This window comes from Micromonospora psammae, from assembly GCF_036902725.1.
GTDB lineage: Bacteria > Actinomycetota > Actinomycetes > Mycobacteriales > Micromonosporaceae > Micromonospora.
The window spans coordinates 1-20,551 of the sequence record NZ_JBAKHM010000030.1; the positions used below are offsets into that span (position 1 = coordinate 1).

General features: G+C 67.9%; 17 protein-coding genes and 1 pseudogene. 13 read left to right on the forward strand and 5 right to left on the reverse strand.

Features of this window, described 5'->3' with window-relative positions; genetic code table 11:
* Positions 1-59: 59 nt before the first annotated feature.
* Complete coding sequence (locus V6U79_RS26320; RefSeq protein ID WP_334616214.1) at positions 60-455, reverse strand: hypothetical protein; 396 nt, start codon at positions 453-455, stop codon at positions 60-62.
* A 435-nt stretch (positions 456-890) separates the two neighbouring features.
* On the opposite strand from V6U79_RS26320, the gene V6U79_RS26325 reads away from it, so the two are divergent.
* From V6U79_RS26325 to pglX, 8 genes are all read left to right on the forward strand, one after another.
* Complete coding sequence (locus V6U79_RS26325; RefSeq protein WP_503629766.1) at positions 891-1,325, forward strand: serine/threonine kinase C-terminal domain-containing protein; 435 nt, start codon at positions 891-893, stop codon at positions 1,323-1,325.
* A gap of 110 nt (positions 1,326-1,435) precedes the next feature.
* Positions 1,436-2,224 (forward strand): GVDTG sorting domain-containing protein, encoded by a 789-nt coding sequence (locus V6U79_RS26330; RefSeq protein WP_334616216.1) that lies wholly within the window; start codon positions 1,436-1,438, stop codon positions 2,222-2,224.
* A gap of 14 nt (positions 2,225-2,238) precedes the next feature.
* Entirely contained in the window at positions 2,239-2,925 is a 687-nt protein-coding gene (locus V6U79_RS26335; protein ID WP_334616217.1) for a class F sortase, read from the forward strand.
* A 109-nt stretch (positions 2,926-3,034) separates the two neighbouring features.
* A complete protein-coding gene (gene pglW, locus V6U79_RS26340) occupies positions 3,035-7,162 on the forward strand; it encodes a BREX system serine/threonine kinase PglW (RefSeq protein WP_334616218.1) in 4,128 nt (1,375 codons plus the stop codon).
* Positions 7,163-7,339: 177 nt separating this feature from the next.
* Positions 7,340-8,254 carry a DNA-processing protein DprA gene (locus tag V6U79_RS26345; protein ID WP_334616219.1) on the forward strand — a complete coding sequence of 305 codons (915 nt, stop codon included), beginning with the start codon at positions 7,340-7,342 and terminating at the stop codon, positions 8,252-8,254.
* A 484-nt stretch (positions 8,255-8,738) separates the two neighbouring features.
* Complete coding sequence (locus tag V6U79_RS26350) at positions 8,739-8,990, forward strand: hypothetical protein (protein ID WP_334616220.1); 252 nt, start codon at positions 8,739-8,741, stop codon at positions 8,988-8,990.
* Positions 8,991-9,103: 113 nt separating this feature from the next.
* Positions 9,104-11,212 (forward strand): prolyl oligopeptidase family serine peptidase, encoded by a 2,109-nt coding sequence (locus V6U79_RS26355; RefSeq protein ID WP_334616222.1) that lies wholly within the window; start codon positions 9,104-9,106, stop codon positions 11,210-11,212.
* A complete protein-coding gene (pglX, locus tag V6U79_RS26360) occupies positions 11,209-14,721 on the forward strand; it encodes a BREX-2 system adenine-specific DNA-methyltransferase PglX (RefSeq protein ID WP_334616223.1) in 3,513 nt (1,170 codons plus the stop codon). Before V6U79_RS26355 ends, pglX begins: the two co-directional genes overlap by 4 nt.
* A 131-nt stretch (positions 14,722-14,852) precedes the next feature.
* On the opposite strand, the gene V6U79_RS26365 is transcribed toward pglX, so the two are convergent.
* Entirely contained in the window at positions 14,853-16,463 is a 1,611-nt protein-coding gene (locus V6U79_RS26365) for an ATP-dependent nuclease (protein WP_334616224.1), read from the reverse strand.
* 6 nt (positions 16,464-16,469) lie between these two features.
* Here V6U79_RS26365 and V6U79_RS29885 point away from each other — a divergent pair.
* Positions 16,470-16,811 (forward strand): annotated as a pseudogene (locus V6U79_RS29885) (hypothetical protein); the annotation flags it as partial.
* On the opposite strand, the gene V6U79_RS26375 reads toward V6U79_RS29885, so the two are convergent.
* Genes V6U79_RS26375 through V6U79_RS26385 form a run of 3 tightly spaced genes read right to left on the reverse strand, consistent with a single transcriptional unit; the run spans position 16,747 to position 18,203 of the window.
* A complete protein-coding gene (locus V6U79_RS26375) occupies positions 16,747-17,076 on the reverse strand; it encodes a hypothetical protein (RefSeq protein WP_334616225.1) in 330 nt (109 codons plus the stop codon). The pseudogene V6U79_RS29885 and the gene V6U79_RS26375 overlap by 65 nt on opposite strands.
* A gap of 55 nt (positions 17,077-17,131) precedes the next feature.
* Complete coding sequence (locus tag V6U79_RS26380; protein WP_334616226.1) at positions 17,132-17,332, reverse strand: DUF397 domain-containing protein; 201 nt, start codon at positions 17,330-17,332, stop codon at positions 17,132-17,134.
* Entirely contained in the window at positions 17,325-18,203 is an 879-nt protein-coding gene (locus V6U79_RS26385) for a helix-turn-helix domain-containing protein (RefSeq protein WP_334616227.1), read from the reverse strand. Before V6U79_RS26385 ends, V6U79_RS26380 begins: the two co-directional genes overlap by 8 nt.
* 367 nt (positions 18,204-18,570) lie before the next feature.
* Between V6U79_RS26385 and V6U79_RS26390 the strand changes: the two genes are divergently transcribed.
* The 4 genes from V6U79_RS26390 (at position 18,571) to V6U79_RS26405 (ending at position 20,431) form a co-directional block, all read left to right on the forward strand.
* On the forward strand, positions 18,571-18,885 hold the full coding sequence (locus V6U79_RS26390; RefSeq protein WP_334616228.1) for a DivIVA domain-containing protein: 315 nt from the start codon (positions 18,571-18,573) through the stop codon (positions 18,883-18,885).
* Positions 18,882-19,136, forward strand: coding sequence for a hypothetical protein (locus V6U79_RS26395; RefSeq protein ID WP_334616229.1), 255 nt, complete (start codon positions 18,882-18,884; stop codon positions 19,134-19,136). Before V6U79_RS26390 ends, V6U79_RS26395 begins: the two co-directional genes overlap by 4 nt.
* Positions 19,137-19,308: 172 nt before the next feature.
* Positions 19,309-19,863, forward strand: coding sequence for a hypothetical protein (locus tag V6U79_RS26400; protein ID WP_334616230.1), 555 nt, complete (start codon positions 19,309-19,311; stop codon positions 19,861-19,863).
* A gap of 193 nt (positions 19,864-20,056) precedes the next feature.
* Positions 20,057-20,431 (forward strand): PH domain-containing protein, encoded by a 375-nt coding sequence (locus V6U79_RS26405; RefSeq protein ID WP_334616231.1) that lies wholly within the window; start codon positions 20,057-20,059, stop codon positions 20,429-20,431.
* Positions 20,432-20,551: the final 120 nt, after the last annotated feature.

The following is a 20,551-nucleotide window of genomic DNA, read 5'->3' on the forward strand; positions in this document are numbered from 1 at the left end:
CAGACAGAACGATCCTCACGTCCCGGGGTGACGGCCCAACATCATTTCGTTAGGAGTTCTTAGGAGTTACCGGCGGGGTCCAGGAAACGGTCGAAGATGAATCCGGTGGCTTGCGCCTGCACGTATTTGTCGATCACGTCGATGGCCCACTCCCGGGCAGACCACTGCCTTGGCTCGTAGAGCCCCAAGACCGTGTTCAGCAGGACGTCGCCGGTGTAGACGACGGCGAACACCGTGTTGACCGCCTTCTGCCCGCGCAGCCCGGCCGAGGCGGCGATGCCATAGGCGGTGCCCCACATGCCTCCCAGGCAAAAATGGGTCACGTAGTTGAGCCGTATGCGTCCTGGCGCGCTCTGGGGATGCACGGGAAGGATCCGCTCGGCGAAATCCGCCGGAGCGAAGCTGTCCCCTCGTCCGGTTGCCGGCATCTCGATGATTTTCTGGAAGGCCGTCATCACCACCGTGCCCGCCCCACCGGCCAGGACGCCCCGCCCGAGGTTAGCCGCCGCGCCCGCTCGCCTACCCGATTGTCTGAATCCCACCTCCGTAGGCGATCCCGGTAGGCCTGCAGCAGTCACTGGCGTGCAGCCGCGGACGGTGCGCCGAGACCGCACCGGGCGACGATCCGCTGCGACGTTCGCTGTCGCGGTGGTTGCGCTGGCCGGGGTGTTTGGGGCGAGCGCAATGGGCGTCCGTGCGAGCCTCGGTGGCCTCTACGACGCGGTTGGCCCGTCCGGGCGTGGGGCCGGCAGTGAGGCTGAGCCTACGGCGAGGGTCGCGCCCGCCCCGCAGGTGCCCGCTGTGCCCTGTCTGACGTCGGAGGTGGCGAGGCGGACGCCGGTGTCGTCCGCGCCCGCCGACCCAGAGGGGCCCGCCGTGCTGCCGCCTGGCTGGTTTCGCACAGCGACGAGGCAGGGTTCACCCTCGGGTTGCCCGAGGGGTGGGTGCGCTTCACCGACGGTGACGTGGTCTGCCTGTCCGATCCCGGCCGCGAGCGCGTGCTGGCCGTCGACGTTTCCCGCACCGCGCAGCGGGACCCGAGCGGCTTCTGGCGGGCCGAGGCGGACCGGCTCGTGCGGGCCGGCGCGTTGCCCGGCTACGGGAAGGTCAGTATCGGGCCGGTGATCCGCCCCGGCGGGGCGGCCGAGTGGGAGTTCACCTGGCAGGACCCGGCCGGGCAGCGTCAGCACGCCCGCAGGCTGCTGGTCAACGGCACCAAGCCGGGCGGAGCGCACGAGCTGACCTGGGTCACCGCGGACACCGGCTGGTCCGAGGGTGAGCCCACCGCGCGCCTCGCCGCCGCGAGCTTCCGTACCACTGACTGATCCTCGCCGAGAAAGGCGGCTGTCTGGCCCATCCGCGCCGGCTGCGGCGCCGAATCCCCTACGACGACACCCCGGCGCTCCTGCCGGGGCCAGCGAATGGGAGATGCGTTGTGAGATTGTCCCGAGCTCTGCTCGCCCTGCCCGCCGCCGCGCTCGTTCTCGCCTTCCCGGGCGTCGCGCACGCCGACGAGAGCGTGCAGGTTACGCTGCAGGACCTCAACGAAACCGGCGCGACCGGCACAGCGACGTTGACCGCCACCAGCGGCGGCGATCTGAAGATCATGATCCGGTCGAAGGGGATGACCCCGAACTCCCCGCACGCGCAGCACGTCCACGGCGCGGCCAACGGCATGGACTTCCACTGCCCGGACAAGTCCGCTGACGCCAACGGCACCGGCTTCGTCAGCACCGAGGAGGGCCTGAAGATGTACGGCGACATCTTCATCTCCCTGACCACCACCGGTGACACCACCAAGGCCAGCGGGCTGGCGGTGGACCGCATGCCGAAGGCCGACGCCCAGGGCAACCTCACCTACCAGCGCACCATCCCCGCCGCAGAGCTGCCCGCCGGCACGATCGAGCACCTGAAGGACCTGCACCTGGTGCAGCACGGCATCGACGCCAACGATAACGGCAAGTACGACATGGAAGCCCTCGGCGAGTCGACCTTCGCCAAGTCGATCGGTGTCAACGGCATCCCCGCCGAGGCCACTGACCCCGCGACGTGCGGGATGGTCAGCGGCGCCGCTGCCGGATCGGTTCCTGCGGGCGGCGTGGACACCGGCGACGGCAGCACCTCCGACTCGCCGTCGATGACCCTGTTCGGCGTCGGTGCTTTCGCGCTGCTCGGCGCCGCCGGGGCCTTCGCCGCGCGTCGCCGGCTCGCCGGCCAGCGCTGAGCCGGGGCATTGCGATGGACACCGGTGACACCGTTGTGCCGGCTGGCCACCGTCGGGGGCGTCTGACGCTCCTGGCGGTGGCCGGCATTCTCATCCTCACCGCGGTCGTCACCGGCGCAGCGGCGCTGAACGACCGTGAGTCGAATTCACCGCGGCCCTCGACCGGTGCGGCAGCGCCCGCCGCGGGCCCACCGGCAGCCGCGGCGCAGCGGCCGGGGGAGTTGACGTGGGGACCGCTGATGGCCAGCTCACCTCCGGTGCGGGTGTCGATTCCGTCGCTGAAGGTCGCCTCGGCGACCATCCCGCTGGGCCTGCAGGCCGACGGGTCGATGCAGGTGCCCGACAGCGCCACCGAGGTCGGCTGGTTCACCAAGGCACCGCCGCCCGGCGCGCTCGGTCCGGCCGTGCTCGCCGGGCACGTCAACTGGAAGGGCAAGCGGGGCGTGTTCTTCGAGCTGGGCACGATGCGCGCCGGTGACGCTATTTCGGTCGCACGCGCGGACGGCAGCACCGCCATGTTCACCGTCACGAAGGTGCAGCAGCATCCCAAGGACCGCTTTCCCACCGACGAGGTCTATGGTGCGACCGACCACGCGGCGCTGCGCCTGATCACCTGCGGCGGTGAGTTCGACGACGCCACGCAGCACTACCGCGACAACGTCATCGTCTACGCCCGCCTGGCCCACGCCCATCCCGCCTAATGGCCGCTGGCACTGCCCGGCGGATGCTGGGATGTTCCTCGGAAGGGAGCAGCTTTTAATAGGGCAGGTATGGTGCCAGAGTCCGTCTGAAGGTTGAGGGAGCCAGTGCATGCGTGAGGATTCGCCGCGCTGGGAGCAGATCAACCCCAGCTCCTACACCTGGGAACAGGACGGGCTGCGCGAGTTGGCCAGCTACCTGCCCGATGCCGACCCGTACCACGTCTGGGCGAACGTCGAGTTCGTCGGTGCCGACGGCTCGATCAACGAGGTCGACGCCCTGGTGCTGACCCCCAGCGGGCTCTACGTGCTGGAGCTGAAGCACTGGCAGGGCGAGATCCGTGGCGACGGGATCCAGTGGATGCGCCGGGCACCCAACTCCCGGCTCATCCCGGAGGACAACCCGTACATCCTGGCCAATCGGAAGGCCAAGCGGCTGGCGAGCCTGATCCGGTACTACGCCCGCCAGAACGGCCGCGAGGGGCAGGCGCCCTACGTCGGCGCAGCGGTGTTCATGCATGCCCGCGCAATGCGGGCGAGTCTGGACGTCATCGGTGGCCAGCACGTCTACGGGCTGGAGGGGCACGATTCGGGGCTGCCCGGCCTGAAGGAGCTGCTGCGGACTCCGCCTCGTAACCCTGGGCACCGGGTGGACGAGGCGCGCGGGCGACAGATCGTCGACCTGGTGCGCGGCGCCAAGATCCGGCCGTCGGTGGCGGACCGCAAGGTCGGCCAGCTGCTGCTGCACCCGAAGCCGTTCGCCGAGGGGCTCGGCTGGCAGGACTTCCTCGCCGGACATGCGCTGGACACCTCGCTGGTGCGCCGGGTGCGGTTCTACCTGACCAGCCGGGCGGCCGAGCACGAGGTGCCGGCGATCCGCAAGGCGGCGGAGCGGGAGTTCCGCCTGTTGCAGGGCATCCACCACCCGGGCGTGGCCCGGGCGCACGACCTGGTCGAGCACGCCTGGGGCCCCGCGGTCATCTTCGACCACCAGCCGGACTGGGTACGCCTCGACCAGTGGCTGCTGCGCCGAGGTGACTCGCTGACCCTGGCCCAGCGGTTGCACCTGGTGCAGGACCTCGCCGAGATCATCGACTACGCGCACTCCCGCCGGCTGGCCCACCGCGCGCTGTCGCCGCGCGCGATCTACGTCGGTGACCCGGATGGGCCGCGCCCGACGCTGGTGGTAACCGACTGGCAGACCGGCGGGCGACTGGCGGGCACCACCCAGCTCACCCGACTCGGCCCGTCGAGCGATCCGGCCAGCCTGGAGCTGTTCTTCGACGACGAGGTGCGCCGCTACCAGGCGCCGGAGGCGGAGAACGCCGCCCGCCTGCCCGGCCACCAGCTCGACGTGTTCTCCCTCGGCGCGCTGGCGTACCGGATCTTCGCCGGGTCGGCGCCGGCCGCCACGCCGGAGGAACTGGTCAGCGCGGTCCGGGACAGCGGCCTGCACGTGGACGCGGCGGTTGACGGCATGCCGCACACCCTGGTCACCCTGGTCTACGACGCGACCCGTGGCGATCCGGCGCACCGGCTACCCAGCGTCTCCCGGTTCCACCAGGATCTGGAGAAGGTCTGGGACGAACTGACCGCTCCGGAGCCGGAACCGGTGGCCGATCCGCTCTCGGCTCACCGGGGCGACCTGCTCGACGGTGGCCTGGAGGTGAAGGACCGGCTCGGCTCGGGTGCTACGGCCGTCGCCCTGCTGGTCACCCGGGACGGGGAGTCCCGCGAGCTGGTGTTGAAGGTGGCCCGCGACGAGCAGCACGAGGAACGGCTGACCGCGGAGGCGCATACCCTCGCGCAGTTGAAGCACCCCCAGGTGGCCGCGCTGGTGGACGGCCCGGTGCGGGTCGGCGGCCGGACCGCCCTGCTGATGGAGAGCGCCGGGCAGCGGACCCTGGCCGAGGAGTTGCGCGGTGGCCGGCTCGCGCTGGACCTGCTGGAGCGGTACGGGCGGGACCTGCTCGACATCGTCAACTACCTCGACGGCCAGGGTGTCTGGCACCGTGACCTGAAGCCGGCCAACCTGGCGGCCCGGCCGAGGCCGAAGGACAAGCAGCCGCACCTGTGCGTCTTCGACTTCTCGCTCTCCTCCGCGCCGGCGGACCAGCTCGGCGCGGGCACCGTCGGCTACCTCGACCCGTTCCTCGGGCCGCCGCGCCGGCTGCGCTACGACGCGGCGGCCGAGCGTTTCGCAGCGGCGGTCGTCCTCTACGAGATGGCGACGGGCATCCTGCCCCGGTGGGGCGACAACGCGAACCCGGCCGCCGTCAGCGACGAGGTCGCCCTCGATCCGGCGGCGTTCGACCCGGCGGTCGCCGACCGGCTGGTGGAGTTCTTCGGACGGGCGCTGGCGCGGGACGCGGCGGCCCGGTTCGACACGGTCGACGAGATGACCGACGCCTGGCGGGCCATCTTCCAGCAGGTCCCGCAGCCGGCCGTGACTCCGGTCGGCCCGGTGCCGGCGGTGGTGGGGCTGACCCGTGAGTCGCCGCTGGAGGTCACCGAGCTGACCGCCCGGGCCCGCTCGGCGCTGGAGCGGCTCGGCATGCACACCGTCGGCGAGCTGCTGGACGCCGAACCGTCGGCACTGACCCGGGCCAAGGGCGTGCCGGACGCCACCCGCAAGGAGATCCTCGCCCAGGCGCGAGCGCTGCGCGCCGTGCTGCCCGACGGCAGCGAGCCGGCCGCTGAGGAACAGCCGCAGGCGCAGGGCGTGGAAGCACTCTGCGCGACCCTGCTGCCCGCCGCGACCTCCCGTAACCACCGGACGCTGGCCGTCCTGCTCGGGCAGACACCCACCGACGACGGCACGTTCCTGTGCTGGCCGGCGCAGAGTGAGGCAGCCCGGGCCACCGGCCGGAGTCAGCCGCAGATTTCCAAGCTGCTCAACGCCCAGGCCAGGACGTGGCTGGGAGTGCCGGCGCTGGAGGCGGTGCGCAACGAGATCGTGGCGCTGCTCGACGCCCGCGGCGCGGTGATGTCCGCCGAGGAGCTGGCCCAGGCGCTGATCGCCGCCCGGGGCTCCTACACGACGATGCCGAAGCGGCTGCCGCAGGCGGTCGGGCTGGTCCGCGCCGCCGTCGAGGCCGAGCTGAGCACCGGTGGGGACGCCCGGGTGGCCATCCACCGGTTCCGCACCTCCGGTACCGTCCTGGTCGGCCGGGAACCGGACGATCCGGCGTCCGACGTCACCGCCGCCGACTTCCTCGGGTACGTGGTGGAGCTGGGCGGCCGGGCCGCCGAGCTGGCCGCCGCCGACCCCCTGCCGACCAGGCAACGAGCCGTCGAGGAGCTGCGCCGGCTGCCCGCGCCGACCGGGATGCCGGCCCTGGCCGACCTGCGGCTGTTGCAGCTCGCGGCGGCCGGCAGCAGCGACCGGGTCGACGTCAACGCGCAGGGGCAGCTCTACCCGGTGGGGCTGCCGGCGGAGCGCGCGCTGCGGTTGTCGATGGGCAGCCTGATCGGCCAGCGGCTCAGCGAAGACCAGATCCGTGACCGGGTGCACAGCCGCTTCCCGCGGGCCGAGAGGGTGCCGAACCGGCCCAAGCTGAATGACCTGCTCGCGGCGGCCGAGGTGCCACTGACCTGGCACTCGAACGACCGGGTGTACGGGCCGGCGACCACGGCGGCGTCGGTGACCGGTACCCGGATGGCGAGCACCCACATGCCGCTGCTCGGGCTCACCGCCGCCGACGAGGTGGCAGAGAAACTCGCCTCGGCCATCGAGCGGCGGGCCTTCCTCGCGGTGCTGGCGCCGCTGCGCCGCCTCGGCCCGGCCCGGCGGGCGCTGCTGGCCCGGCTGCCGCTGACCGAGGTGGACGTCACGGCGATCCTGCTGGACCGGCTGCGCGCGCTGGGCTTCCCCTGGGAGGCGATTATGGCGGCCGACAACGGCTCGCCGCTGGACGCCGACTTCCGCAGCCTGGTGGACCTGGTCCGGCACCAGGTGGTCCCGGCGGTCAGCGAGGCGATCGCCGCCGCCGACGGGCCGGCGCTGATCACCGAGGCGGCGCCGCTGGCCCGGTACGGGCAGCTCGGGCTGCTCCAGGAGTTGGCCGACCCGACCCGGCCCCGGCCGGCGGCCCGGCTGCTGCTGGTGCCGGCGCGGCGTCCCGAGCCGGCGGTGCTGGACGGGGTGCAGCTGCCGCTGACCTCACCGGCGAGTCAGTCGCTGTGGCTCGCCAATGACTGGATCGAGGCGGCCGGTTTGCTGCCGGGGAGGGCCGTGTGATGGCGGACGACCTGTGCGCCAGGTGGGCGAAGTCAGAGAGTCGCCCTTGACGGCCTCACTGTCCGAACATATGTTCGGTCGATGAGTGGTCGGCTGATGAGAGGACGACGTGACGTGAAGCCCGGCTGGCTGGGGCGCCGGCGGCCTCTCGTCGCAGCAGGCCCTACGATCATCCGTGTGGAGAAGTCGGTGGCGGAGCGAGCGGCCCTGGTCGCGCTGCTGCGTCGGACGAGCGTGAGCTGGTCCGAGATCGCCCTTGACATCCAGGACGTGGGCAGCGCGTCGAGCGTCCTCCGCCGTGCGATCGTTGAAGCGGACGGACTGTTCGCGGACGAGGGCTCGGCTGACGCTCTGATCGAAGCGGCTCTCGCCGAGATCGAGGCGTGGCAGTCCCACGGGATCATCGTCCGTGCCTTCTTCGATGATGATTATCCCCAGCAGCTTCGGGCCATTCGGGAAATGCCTCCGGTTCTCTTCGCCCGGGGGGCACTGGTTCCTGACTCCCGCGCGATCGCCGTGGTTGGCAGCCGCGAGGCTTCTGCCGACGGTGTCCGGATCGCGAAGGCCGCCGCCACCTCGCTGGCGCGGCAGGGAGTCACCGTGGTCAGCGGCCTGGCCAAGGGGATCGACACGGCGGCGCATGAGGCGGCCCTGGAGGCGGGTGGTCGGACGGTGGCGGTGATCGGTACCGGCATCCGCCGGTACTACCCGGCCACTAATCGCCGCCTTCAGGACCACATCGCGGACGTGGGACTCGTACTGAGCCAGTTCTGGCCGGACGCGCCACCCACAAAGCAGAGCTTCCCCATGCGCAACGCCGTGATGAGTGGATACGCGGCGGCCACGGTGGTGGTCGAGGCCGGAGCGAAGAGTGGCGCTCGGATCCAGGCACGCCTTGCACTCCAGCACGGCCGCCCGGTTGTGCTGACCAATCAGGTGATGCAACACGAGTGGGCGCGGTCGTTCGCCGACAACCCTGGAGTTCACGTGGTGCGCGGCATGAGCGAACTCCTCAACGTTGTCGACGGCATCCTTGGTCGGATGCCGACCGGAACGGGTATGGAGGGCTTTCCTGACCTCGTCACACTCTGACTCCTGGGGCGTCATCCGCCAGTACGTCGAGCTCCAGCGCAACTATCTGAGCAATCCCCTGCCGGCATATTCGTGGATCTGCCCGACATGTCGGGGTGTTCGCACAGCGGGCTATCCGCTCTGCTTCCCCTGCCAGACGCACCACACCAGGTCGCGCGGCGCCCTTGCGGACCTTGTTGTTCCGATCTCCTACTCGCCTCGGACCGGTCAGCATCACCACAACCTTCGGGCCTACAAGGGAATTCGTCCGCCGGCCCAGGCCGGCTGGAATCTCCTGGCCCTCCTGCTGCTCTTCCTGCGCGATCATCGCGCCTGCCTTGCCAGCCGGCTGGAGGGCGAGCCGACCCATGTCGTCACCGTTCCGAGCACTCAGGGACGTCCGGGCCGGCACCCCCTTGACGCTCTCTGCGCTCAGCGGGTCGGCCTGCCTCGGATAACCGCCGTCGCCGACCCTCGGTACGGCGCTGGCGAACGCCAGTTCCAGATGGACTGGTTCGCGGCTGAGTTGCCGGACCGGAGAGAACCGGTTCGGGCGCTCGTCATCGACGACACGTGGACCACCGGTGCGCGTGCCCAGTCGCTCGCCTACGCCTTGAAGCAGGCGGGCGCCGAGCGTGTCGCGATCGTCGTGCTCGGTCGCCACGTCAACCCCGACCACCCACCCTCCGCCCCACTGCTGGCGGCGATCCGCAACTCGATCTTCGACCCGGCGGTCTGTGCCGCAGAGCTGGACTGAGCCGTACTGCGGAAGGGGCCTCTCGATGGCCGTCCGTCTTCCACGTCGCACCCGCTCAGTCGGCATGCCGACAGTGCGTGGATGGTGGTCACTCGTCAGGGATAGTGGCGAAGGTGGCGAGGTTGATCGATGAGGGCGATGACCCGTACCTCTGGCTGGAAGAACTTGATGGCGCGGACGCCGCCGGGTGGGTGCGGGACCGCAATGCGGAGACCCTGCCCACGCTGACCAGAAGCGATTCGTTCGCCGCCCTGCGGACCGAAATCCGGGCGGTGCTCGATGCCGAGGACCGCATCCCCTACCCGGGATGGCGTGGAGACGGCTTCTACTACAACTTCTGGACCGACGCGACGCACCCGCGGGGGGTCTGGCGGCGGACGACGCTCGACCAGTACCGGCGGCCTGAGCCGGAGTGGGACGTGCTGCTCGACGTCGACGCGCTCGCCGCCGAGGAGGGCGAGAACTGGGTCTGGCAGGAGGTGACGGTGCTCCGCCCTGGCTACCAGCGCTGCCTGATCAGCCTGTCCCGGGGCGGCGCCGACGCGGTCGTGGTGCGCGAGTTCGACCTGGTCCGCCGGGCCTTCGTCGAGGACGGCTTCACGCTGCCCGAGGCGAAGACCGGCGTCTGCTGGATCGACGCGGACCACATCTACGTCGGCACCGACTTCGGGCCCGGTTCGCTGACCTCCTCCGGGTACCCACGCCTCGCCAAGCGGTGGCGTCGGGGCACGCCGCTGTCCGCGGCCGACGTCGTCCACGAGGGGAGCGCGGACGATGTCGCCGTCTACGCCTCGCATGACCCGACGCCCGGCTTCGAGCGCGACTTCGTGGGCCGCAGCCTGGACTTCTACCGCAGTGAGAACTACCTGCTGACCGAGGCGGGCGAGCGGATCCGGATCGCCGTGCCGGAGGACGCCCAGTGGAACGTGCACCGGGAGTGGCTGCTGATCCGGCTGCGCTCGCCGTGGACGGTCGGCGGGGTGACCCATCCGGCGGGCGCCTTGCTGGCGGCCCGGTTCGACGCGTTCCTGGCCAGCGGGCGGGAACTGGTGGTGCTGTTCCGGCCCGACGCCCGCACGGCGCTGAGCGACTACCTCTGGACCCGCAACCACCTGATCCTGGCCACGCTGGCCGACGTGCGGTGCCGGCTGGAGGTGTTGACGCCCGGCGAGACGGGTTGGCGACGGGAGCCGCTCGCGGGCGTGCCGGAGTTCGACCACAGCCGGATCGTGAAGACCGACCCGGACCACAACGACGCCTACCTGCTCGCCTCCGAAGGGTTCCTCCAACCGGCGACGCTGCGGCTGGGCCAGGTCGGCGGCGCGGTCGAGACGCTCAAACGGGAGCCGGCGTTCTTCGACCCGGACGGCCTGGTGGTACGCCAGTTCTTCGCCACCTCGGCCGACGGCACGCGAGTGCCGTACTACGTGGTGGGAGACCCGAGCGCGGCCGGCGGGCCCACGCTGCTCACCGGGTACGGCGGCTACGAGGTCTCCCTGACCCCGCACTACAGCGGAATCATCGGGCGGGGCTGGCTGGCCCGGGGTGGCAGCTACGTGGTGGCGAATATCCGGGGCGGCGGGGAGTACGGCCCCGAGTGGCACCGCGCCGCGATGCGGGAGAACCGGCCCCGGGCGTACGAGGACTTCGCGGCGGTGGCGGCCGACCTGGTGACGCGCGGGATCACCACGCCGGAGCGGCTCGGCATCGAGGGCGGCAGCAACGGCGGGCTGCTGATGGGGGTGATGCTGACCCGCTACCCCGCGCTCTTCGGGGCTGTCGTCGCAAGCGTGCCGGTGCTGGACATGCGGCGATACCACCGGCTGCTGGCCGGGGCCTCGTGGATGGCCGAGTACGGCGACCCGGACCGGGAGGCCGACTGGGCCTACCTGCGGGAGTACTCGCCGTACCACAATGTCCGCGGCGGGCGGCCGTACCCGCCGGTCCTGCTCATCACCTCGACCCGGGACGACCGGGTGCATCCGGGGCACGCCCGGAAGATGGTGGCTCGGCTGCGCGAGCACGGCCACGACGTGTGCTACTACGAGAACGTCGAAGGTGGGCACGGCGCGGCGGCGAACAACGAGCAACGGGCCTTCGTGTGGGCGCTGACGCTGGAGTTCCTGGGGCGGAAGCTGACCGGACAACCGCACGCGCCCCTACCGCATCAGGTCTCGCCGGACAACGCGGTTGAGCGGGCCGGCCGTAGAATCGCCCGGTGATCGAGCTGAAGGCGCTTCAGGCGCAGGTCAAGACCCTGGTGGAGGATCTGCGCGGGCAGGTCGCGGAGGCGCCGGTCCTGCGGGCGGAGCTGCGCCAGGAGTACGACCAGGCGAAGGCCGCCGAGCGGGTTGGCGGCAGCTTCGAGACCTGGCTCGACGACGTGCTCGACCAGGCGGCGGTGGCCTGGGTGCTTGGCTGCGTGTTCGTCCGGTTCTGCGAGGACAACGAGCTGGTCGAGAAGCTCTGGATCGGCGGCGCTGATCCGGCCGCGCCGGCCGAGCGGGCGGTGCAGCACCGGCAGGCGTACCTGATCGCCAACCCCCGGCACAACGACCGGCACTGGCTGCGGGAGGCGTTCGGCTACCTGCGCGGCCTCAAGGCCACCGGCAAGATCTTCGACCAGCACAACCCCGCCTGGCGGTTCGACATCTCCGGCCCGGCCGCCGAAGAGCTGAGCGACTTCTTCCGGCGCGGGGCCGGCCAGGAGTCGCTGCGCCGCGACGACCTGAACACCCGCTTCCTGGGCGACCTCTACCAGGACCTGTCGACGCACGCGAAAAAGACGTACGCGCTGCTGCAGACGCCGGAGTTCGTCGAGGAATTCATCCTCGACCGGACCTTCGAGCCGGCGGTCAAGGAGTTCGGCCTCGCCGCGACCAGCGTCATCGACCCGACGTGCGGGTCCGGCCACTTCCTGCTCGGCGCGTTCCACCGGCTGGTGGGCAAGTGGCAAGACCGGGAGCCGGGGACCGATGTGCGGATCCTCGCGGAGCGGGCGCTCGGTCAGGTGACCGGCGTCGACGTCAACCCGTTCGCGGTGGCGATCGCCCGGTTCCGACTGCTGATCGCCGCAATGAAGGTGTGCGGACTGACCAAGCTGGAACGGACGCCGGCCTTCCCGGTCCGGGTGGCGACCGGCGACTCGCTGCTGCCGTGGGGGGCGTTCAGCTCCCGGGCGCAGGGTGACCTGCTGGCCGCCATCGAGGGCAAGGATGTCTTCGCGTACGAGAGCGAAGACGCCGACCTGCTCAAGGACTACCTGGCCGAAAACCAGTACACAGTGGTGGTCGGCAACCCGCCCTACATCACAGTTGCCGACGGCACTCGCAGCCAACTCTACCGCAGCATCTATCCGACGGTATGCCACCGGCAATACGCGCTGACCGTGCCGTTCGCCAAGCGCTTCTTCGACTTGGCGAAGCGCTCGGACGAGGACGGCGAGGGCGCAGGCCACGTTGGTCAAATTACCGGTAACGCATTCATGAAGCGCGAATTCGGCAAGAAGCTGATTAACGACTACTTCGCGCACGAGGTCGAGTTGACGGAGGTGATCGACACCTCTGGCGCCTATATCCCCGGTCACGGGACGCCGACGGTGGTATTGGTTGGTCGGGCGAACAAGCGTAGGCGCTCACTCAGCCTGCGCAGCGTACTGGGTGTCAGGGGAGAACCCTCGGCGCCGGCCAGTCCTGCCGAAGGCAAGGTGTGGAAAGCAATTGTCGAACAAATTCAGCATCCAGGCTCAGAGTCTGATTGGGTAAGCGTTGCAGACCTGCCCCGCGATTACCTCGACACTCATCCATGGAGCTTGAGCGGCGGTGGCGCTGCGGGGCTTATGGAGCAGCTCGAACGTGTGGCGCAGGTGAAAGTCGGTGACTTGGTCACCGCCATAGGGCGAGTAACGCATACCGGAATGGATGATAGTTATTTCGCCCCGGTCGGCACTTGGAAGAGATTCGGCCTGGTGGGCTCATCGGTCGTTTCGCTTGTCGCGGGGGAAACTGTTCGAGATTGGATCATCGACCCAGAGACGGAGGCGCTGTTTCCCTACGATTCCCAACTCCGCGCGTCCTTGCGGATAGAGCCTCTCCGGCGAATTCTATGGCTTACTGCTAGCTTGTTGGGGAATCGGCGCGAGCCGGGCGGAACGCACGAGGAAATCGGCCTTACGTGGTTTGAGTGGAGTCGCTGGCATCCGGAACGATTCCTTGTCCCCCTCGGAATCGGCATGGGTGAGGTGGCAACGCATAATCATTTTGTGCTGGATCGGGGGGGAAAAATCTTTAATCGTACTGCCCCCGTGATGAAATTGCCGGAGGGTGCGACAGAAAAAGATCATCTGCGATTGCTGGGCATCCTTAACAGTTCAACTGCCTGCTTTTGGCTCAAGCAGTCGTGCTTTCCTAAGGGCGGTAGTGGGATTGGGCGAGGCATTCAGCCTGAAGACTGGATGGAGCGCTTTGCGTTTAACGCGTCGAACGTCGAGCGTTTCCCGCTTCCAGAGGGGCGCCCGTTGGGGCGGGCGCGGGAACTGGATGGGCTGGCGCAGCGGCTTGCCAGCTTGAGCCCGGCGGCGGTTGCTGCCTCGGGGGTGCCTACCCGGCAGCGGCTCGCGGAGGCCGAGGCGGAGTACCACTCGGTGCGGGCGCGGATGATCGCGTTGCAGGAGGAGTTGGACTGGGAGGTCTACCGGCTCTACGGGCTGATCGACGAGGACCTGACCTGCGCCAACCCGCCGGAGCTGGCGTTGGGGGAGCGGGCCTTCGAGATCGTCCTGCATACCAGCGGGGCGCAGACCGAGTGGTTCAACCGGCACGGTTCCAAGCCGATCGACCGGCCGCAGGCGCACTGGCCGGCCGAGTACCGCTCCCTGGTTGAGCGGCGGATCGCCACCATCGCCGCCAACCGGCACATCGGGTTGATCGAGCGGCCGGAGTGCAAGCGGCGCTGGTCCACCGACGGGTGGGAGAAGATGCAGTCGGTCGCACTGCGGGACTGGCTGCTCGATCGGTTGGAGGCGCCGGAGCTGTGGGGTGGGCAGCCGACGCCGCTGTCGGTGGCGCAGCTCGCCGACCGGGTCGGCCATGACCAGGACTTCCGGGCGGTGCTGGACCTGTGGGTCGGGCACGACAACTACGACCTGACCAAGACCGTCGGCCTGCTGATCGCCGACGAGCACGTGCCGTACCTGCCGGCGCAGCGCTACAAGCCGTCCGGCCTGCGCAAGCGGGCGCAGTGGGAGCGGACCTGGGCGTTGCAGCGCCGGGAGGACGCGGGGGAGAAGGTCGAGATCGAGGTGCCGCCGAAGTACGCCTCGGCGGACTTCGTCCGGCCGTCGTACTGGCGGGCACGCGGCAAGCTCGACGTGCCGAAGGAGCGCTTCATCTCGTACCCGCAGGCGGGGCGGAACAGCGACGGCAGCGAACTGCTCGGTTGGGCCGGGTGGGACCATCTCGCGCAGGCGCAGGCGCTCGCCACCGTCTACCTCGACCGGAAGACGCAGGAGGCGTGGCCGGCGCACCGGCTGCTGCCGCTGCTCGCCGGGCTGGTCGAGATCGAGCCGTGGCTGCACCAGTGGCACTCCGGGGACCACTCGACTTTCCCCGGGTCGCCCGCCGAGTTCTTCACCGACTTCATCAACGCCGAGCTGTCCCAGCTCAGCTCCGACCGCTCAACGCTCACTCTGCTTCTCGGCGTACCCGGCCTGCCGTCAGTTCCGTCTAGTTGAGGGGGTGAGCTAACGTGACCGTCCCGCGGTTGCTGAGGCGAATGGCGCCTGGCGGAGCTTGATTAATCCCTGCCAGTTGCCATCAAGACGAACTGGCAGCGCGCAACTCCTGCAAAGCATTGCCTATTCGTCTATCGGCGGTCACTTAGCTCTTTCTTGAGGAAGCTGACTAGATCTGAGAACTCGTTCGGGGAGCGGGTGGAGACATAAGACCGGCAGGCTTCTGTCGTGATTGCAGCTACGTTGGTCGAAGTATGGGCTGCGAGCGCCTTAGCGTACTCATGATGATCTGCCACGGAAGCTAGGACTTCCGCGATGTCCACGAGATAGGGTGCTTGCTTGAAGTTGTCCTTGACCTCTGTGTCGCTGAATATCTCCTTTTCCGGAGCTTGCGCGCCCGGCAAAGCCGCCATCGCGGTAGCGCATCGAACTTTTTCGGGCATATCCCCGTCGCAGACACCGACAGACCGAACGCCGGCATTGCGGAGTACCTCCACTGCTCCAGGAATTTGCTCCCCTCCGCCCACGATAAGGAAGCTGATGCCGGCTAGTAAGTGCCGATCGCAGAGTCGGATTATCTCATTGAGCAATGTCTTGGCGAACTCGTCTTCGACGCATATTGTGGCTCGGCCCTGATGCCGCTTGAGAAGATAGGAGTCGACCTGATATGTGCTGAGGCCGGTGGTAGCGGAGAGCGCACCGTCTGCCTGCCGGCCAAGGTATACGACGGAAGTGCGTCCCAACTCCCCGAGGATGGCGGAGCTATGGGTCGTAAGGACAACTTGATGCCTGCGACGGTAAACTACATCGACTAGGTATTGCGCAAAGCGGACTTGCGCGTCTCCGTGGAGGGCCGTCTCGGGCTCCTCCAAAACGAAGAGACTTTTTTCGGGGGCTCCTTCCATTGCATCTACCAAATAGAGAGTCCTGCCCTCGCCAAAGCCCATGTGGTTCTCGGAGTAGCGCGAACTGCCCTTCGTGGCCGTGGCAAGATCCGCTTTCTTGTTTCCGTGGCGTACCTCAATGAACTCTAGTTGATCGTATGCCATGCCTAATATCCGCCCGACGTGGCTCCTGACGGCAGAGTCGAATGGACGAGAGTGGCCCATTGACAAATTGCGGGCAGCGTAGACGGAAAAGTCGCGGCGCTCGATCTTGGGGATGAACCAGTTCAGTCCGATGTAATAGCTGGCGCGCTGCGGCTGTCGTTTGTAACCCGACCATTCGACTTTTGCTCGTCTGACCGTCACCTGCTGAGGGTAAATTTCCTTCGGGTCGCTGTAAGAATATATTACCCGGGCATCAGGTGAGAAGGGCTGTGGATCGACGGCGGATACGGGAAAGTAGTCCTTGACGTAATGGCGTCCCCAATCGTGCGGAAGCCTTCGGTATCCGCAGCAGGCAAGCTGTGCTATTGTGCTCTTCCCCGTGCCGTTCAGGCCAGAAAGTGCGGTAATCGGCGATTGGAAGTCAAGGGTAAGGTCGGCCACCCCGCGGAAGCCCCTTATTTCTAGTGACGTTAGAATCGACCCGAAGCACTTATACTGCTGTTTGCCGGTGTACATTTCGTGTACTTTTCGCCGCTTATCGTCATGACTTGGGCTCATGCGTCGAATCTTAATGGGCGCGTTGCCGGTGAGCACCCGACGGCGCGCGCATCGTGCGTCAGTCTCTAGAGGAGTAGCGGCAATTGGGTCAGCAAACGATCTTGCTATGCGCTGCCGGTTCAGCGCCAGCGACAACAACCAAACCTGACCGCCGCCCGCCCTCATGGCCTGATCGGCATTCGACAGCGCTGGCGTGATGACCTTCGCAAGGGGTTATCAAGGTGCTGGGGCGTCGTCCGGACGCCATTCAAGCGTCGAAGCAGCCGTCTGTCCCGTCGCCAGCAGCCGTCTAACCGGGATCATGCCACGGTCAAGCTACTCGGCGGACGCGCCGTCGCCACGCTCAAGACCTGGAATGCCTGGGACGAGCTGCACTGCTGCCCATGCCGAGGCATGGCGCATTGGGCGGTTAGGCGGGTCAGGCGCGCGGCCAGCAGCGGCGGCAGGCACCTTTGCCTCGGTCACGAGCGGCGGCGGCTCTGATGTGTTCGACCTTGTTGATTGTCCAGCCCTTCTTCTCCGCCTGACGCACACCCTGCCGGTACCCGGGACAGTCGGTGTTCTTGTGGAAGGTCCGCCCCCCGATGGTGATCACGCCGAGCGTCCCACCCGGCGGCCATGGATTGTCGAGCTGCACCTTCACAGCCTGGGCGTCCTTGCTTCGCTTTCCGCTCCGCGCGCCGTTGCGTCGATCGCTGAGCCCCATGGGTCGATTGTTGCCATCGACATGGGCGCCGTCGAGCCCCACCGGCGGCAGCAGTATGCGCAGCCCCCGAGACGCTCGGAGGCTGCGCGGCCATCCGTTAGTGGCTAAGGGTGCTGGCCTTTGCGGCTAGGACGAAGGTGGCCCAGGCCGCAGGGGAGAAGGTCAGTACCGGGCCGGTCGGGTCCTTGCTGTCGCGTAGCCCGACGATGCCGGGGAGGTTGTCGGCGACCTCGACACACTCCCCGCCGTTGTTGCTGCGGGTCGACTTGCGCCAGACGGCACCGGTCAGGTCAGGCACGGGAGTACTCCTCTGCGACTTGCTGGATCAGGTTCTTCGATCGGGACTCGTTGAGGGCGCGGCTGGTCATGTCGGCCCAGATCATGTTGTAGGCGTCGGTCTCGTGCGGCTTGTCGAGGTAGATCGCCCCGGTCGCGGCCTCCAGGTACGTCACCGGCGGTTCCGCCTCCTTGCCGTTGCTATCCCGCGGGAACTCGAGGATCGAGAAGGGTCCGGTCATCGCTCCGGCGTGGAGCCCGGCAGAAAAATTCAGCACCCGCACGGTTACGTTGGGTAGCTCCGCGGCCTTCAGGATCTGGTGTAGCTGCTCGGCCATGATCGTGGCGCTGCCGACCGGACGACGCAACACTGCTTCGTTGATTATCACTCTGAGTTGCGGGGCGGAAAACCGGGTGAGAAGTGCCTGCCGCTCCACGCGGAGCTGGATTGCTCGCTCCTGCCCGTCGTGGTCCTCCGCCTCGATAGCACCGCCGGGCATCTGGAAAAGCTGCTCGGCGTAGGCGCGTGTCTGGAGCAGGCCGGGGACCAACTCGGCTTGGTACTGCCGGATGGTGGAGGCCGCAGCCTCCAGACCGATGTAGAGCTGGAACCAGCGAGGCAGGCCGGAGCCGATGTAGTCGTGCCACCAGTTCTTGTTCTCGCGTGTCGCCGCCGCCATCGCTAGGACCAGTTCGACGTCTTCATTCGAAGCGCCGTAGAGCTTGAGCATCTCCTTGACGTCCGCCGCCCGGAAGCGGACGTTCTCGGCACCGCTCTCGATCCGGTAGAGGGTCGCTCGCGCTCGGTCCAGTTCCTCGGCCGCCTTCTCCATCGTCAGGCCGGCGGCCTTGCGAAGTGCTTCGAGCTTCCTGCCGAGCTGTCGCCGAAGCATGGTCGATCCCGTTACGGCCTGTGACACCCCTGCCTCCGATGGTCAGGTCGCGGTTGACACGCGTCCGTCCAATTAAACGCTCCCGATGTATCAGAAACAATAGACACGTCACGCTGCGTTCTCCTAGCAGTATTCGAGTCTGCTGAGACGCCGTTCGTTAGACGTTGCATCTGATCCGATGCGGTGCTTGACTGCCCACGCGGCCACTGTGGAGTTGTTGCTGCTCAGCGGCCATAAGTGCCCTGCTGTCGTACTGCTGATTGGAGGCTGCGGTGGCGGGTGCCGGGGTGGGTCCGCCGGTGCGGGGCGGGCCGGTGGGCCCACCCCATCCACAGGTCAATTTCGACGGTGAGAGGCAGGTCCTGTCATGCGCGTCTTCTTCCGGCGTGCCCGGCGTCGTCAGCGGTTGGTCAACGGGCCGACCTGCTACCGCTCGGCGGCCTACCATCCGCTGCGCCCCTGGCAGGTGCGGGAGCGGGGCTTCCGGCCGACCCCGTTCGGGCGGCGCGGGCTCGACCCGCGGGAGGTGCGGGAGTTCCTCGACCGGGTCGCCGGTGACCTGGCCGTCGTCTACGACGCGCTCGCGCAGAGCCGCCGGGAGACCGACCGGGTCAAGGACGCGCTGCGCCGCTGGCAGTCCGAGCAGGCCCGGGCCCGCAACGAGCGGGGGAACGACCGGTGACCGAGCGCTGGGTCATCCACCTGCCCGTGGTCGTCAGCGACCTGGTCTCCGCCCAGCGGCTCGCCCGGGTGGTGGCGCACTGGACGCACGTCCTGCCGCAGACCGACCCGGGCGGCACCACCGTGTCGGCCGAGGACGAGCAGAACGTACGCCACTGGGTCTTTTGCGACCGGCTCATGCCGGGCGGCCGGCGCTGCCTGCTCCGGCCCGACCACGACGGCGGGTGTTCCCGGCGGTTCCGGCAGCGGTGAGCGCGGCGGCGCCAAGGCGCGCCAAAGCCTCGCTGATCACCTGCCCGGCCCGGACAGCCAGCACCACCGCAACCTCCGAATCCATAAGGAAATGAGTCAGACGGGCGGTACTCGTAAACTTCCATACCATCGAAGGTCGACCAGGCCCGCCCGCCGTTGATACGTTGCATCGATGGGGTGGACCATGGATGACATAGTTCGGTCGACGTTCGTGAGCACAGTGGAGTTCATGCCCGAGGAGCTCTCACAAATGTCCCTCAGTCGCTGGAACGAGTCGATTCTTCGCTACTTCTTCTGTCGGCAACTTTCTAACGCCTACCCGGACGTGAAGCAGTTCGTGGAGTGCGACCGGATCGACCTGGTAGTGCACAGTGCCGAGGAGAAGGCGTTCGTTGAGTTCAAGTTCTACCTTCACCCGCTGAGGTTTGATCCCTACACAGGCGACCCGTCGGGCTTTAAAGGCGGCCCAGGCCCCAAGAACGTGGCTGAGTTCCGAAAGTGCGTTGATTACCTCCACGGTCGTAGGTCGATGCACGGGCTCTCCAAGTACATCGTCCTCGTCTACGCGGATCCGACCGGCCAGAGCAGTCCCGGAAACAGTTACTCGGTCCACTACGATGACTATCTCCACCCGGACGAGGAGGTCACTCTTAATGTGGTGGAATCGGGAGGACCTATCGAGTCAGGTGGCGACCGCGTCCAGGCCAGGCTCTTCGCCGTCCGTTGAGTGACGGCGAGCCAGTCTTCGGGTGGTCCAACCGCCTGATCTGAGAGCGGCCGGTCGGGGCTCGGCGCCAAGTAGGAAGCCCACCCGACAGCCGCGACGTGACCTGATCAGCCATGACATGTTGGCCAACCTCCCTCGGACGGGGGCCGACTGGTTGATCTTCTGTGTCGGCAGCCTGGGCTACGGTGACGCCATGATCGACTTTGCCAACGGCTCTGTGTTCAAACTCAATCCGTGCAATCCAGCCGACATCTTCCCTTCGGTCGCGCCGCTGCTGATCCCGGGGGAGCAGATGATTTCCTGCTTCAAAGCTGTTCGGGACTTCGTGGTGTTCACCGACAAGCGCCTAATCGCGGTCAATGTTCAAGGAATTACCGGAAAGAAGCGAGACTTCACATCCCTGCCTTATAGCAAGATCCAGGCGTTTTCGATCGAGACTGCCGGCACCTTCGATCTCGACGCCGAACTCGACTTGTGGTTCAGCGGGCTCGGAAAGGTTCGGCTGGAGTTCAAGGGAGGCTCCGACATTCGGCGGCTCGGGCACATGGTTGCCTCCTACGTGCTGTAAGCAGGGCTCACGCCGCACGCCACGGGTGCCGGACAGCGATGGCCGAGGGCGCGGTCCGATGTCCGTGGCCACCGGCGCTGGCGGGCTGGGACCTGCGGCGATGACACCTTAGGATCGGCG

Coding starts and splice junctions, on each gene's coding strand:
- V6U79_RS26405 (WP_334616231.1), top strand. CDS start 20,057: ATGATCGACTTTGCCAACGGCTCTGTGTTCAAACTCAATCCGTGCAAT.
- V6U79_RS26350 (WP_334616220.1), top strand. CDS start 8,739: ATGGACTGGTTCGCGGCTGAGTTGCCGGACCGGAGAGAACCGGTTCGG.
- V6U79_RS26400 (WP_334616230.1), top strand. CDS start 19,309: ATGGGGTGGACCATGGATGACATAGTTCGGTCGACGTTCGTGAGCACA.
- pglW (WP_334616218.1), top strand. CDS start 3,035: ATGCGTGAGGATTCGCCGCGCTGGGAGCAGATCAACCCCAGCTCCTAC.
- V6U79_RS26320 (WP_334616214.1), bottom strand. CDS start 455: ATGACGGCCTTCCAGAAAATCATCGAGATGCCGGCAACCGGACGAGGG.
- V6U79_RS26390 (WP_334616228.1), top strand. CDS start 18,571: ATGCGCGTCTTCTTCCGGCGTGCCCGGCGTCGTCAGCGGTTGGTCAAC.
- V6U79_RS26385 (WP_334616227.1), bottom strand. CDS start 18,203: ATGCTTCGGCGACAGCTCGGCAGGAAGCTCGAAGCACTTCGCAAGGCC.
- V6U79_RS26335 (WP_334616217.1), top strand. CDS start 2,239: ATGGACACCGGTGACACCGTTGTGCCGGCTGGCCACCGTCGGGGGCGT.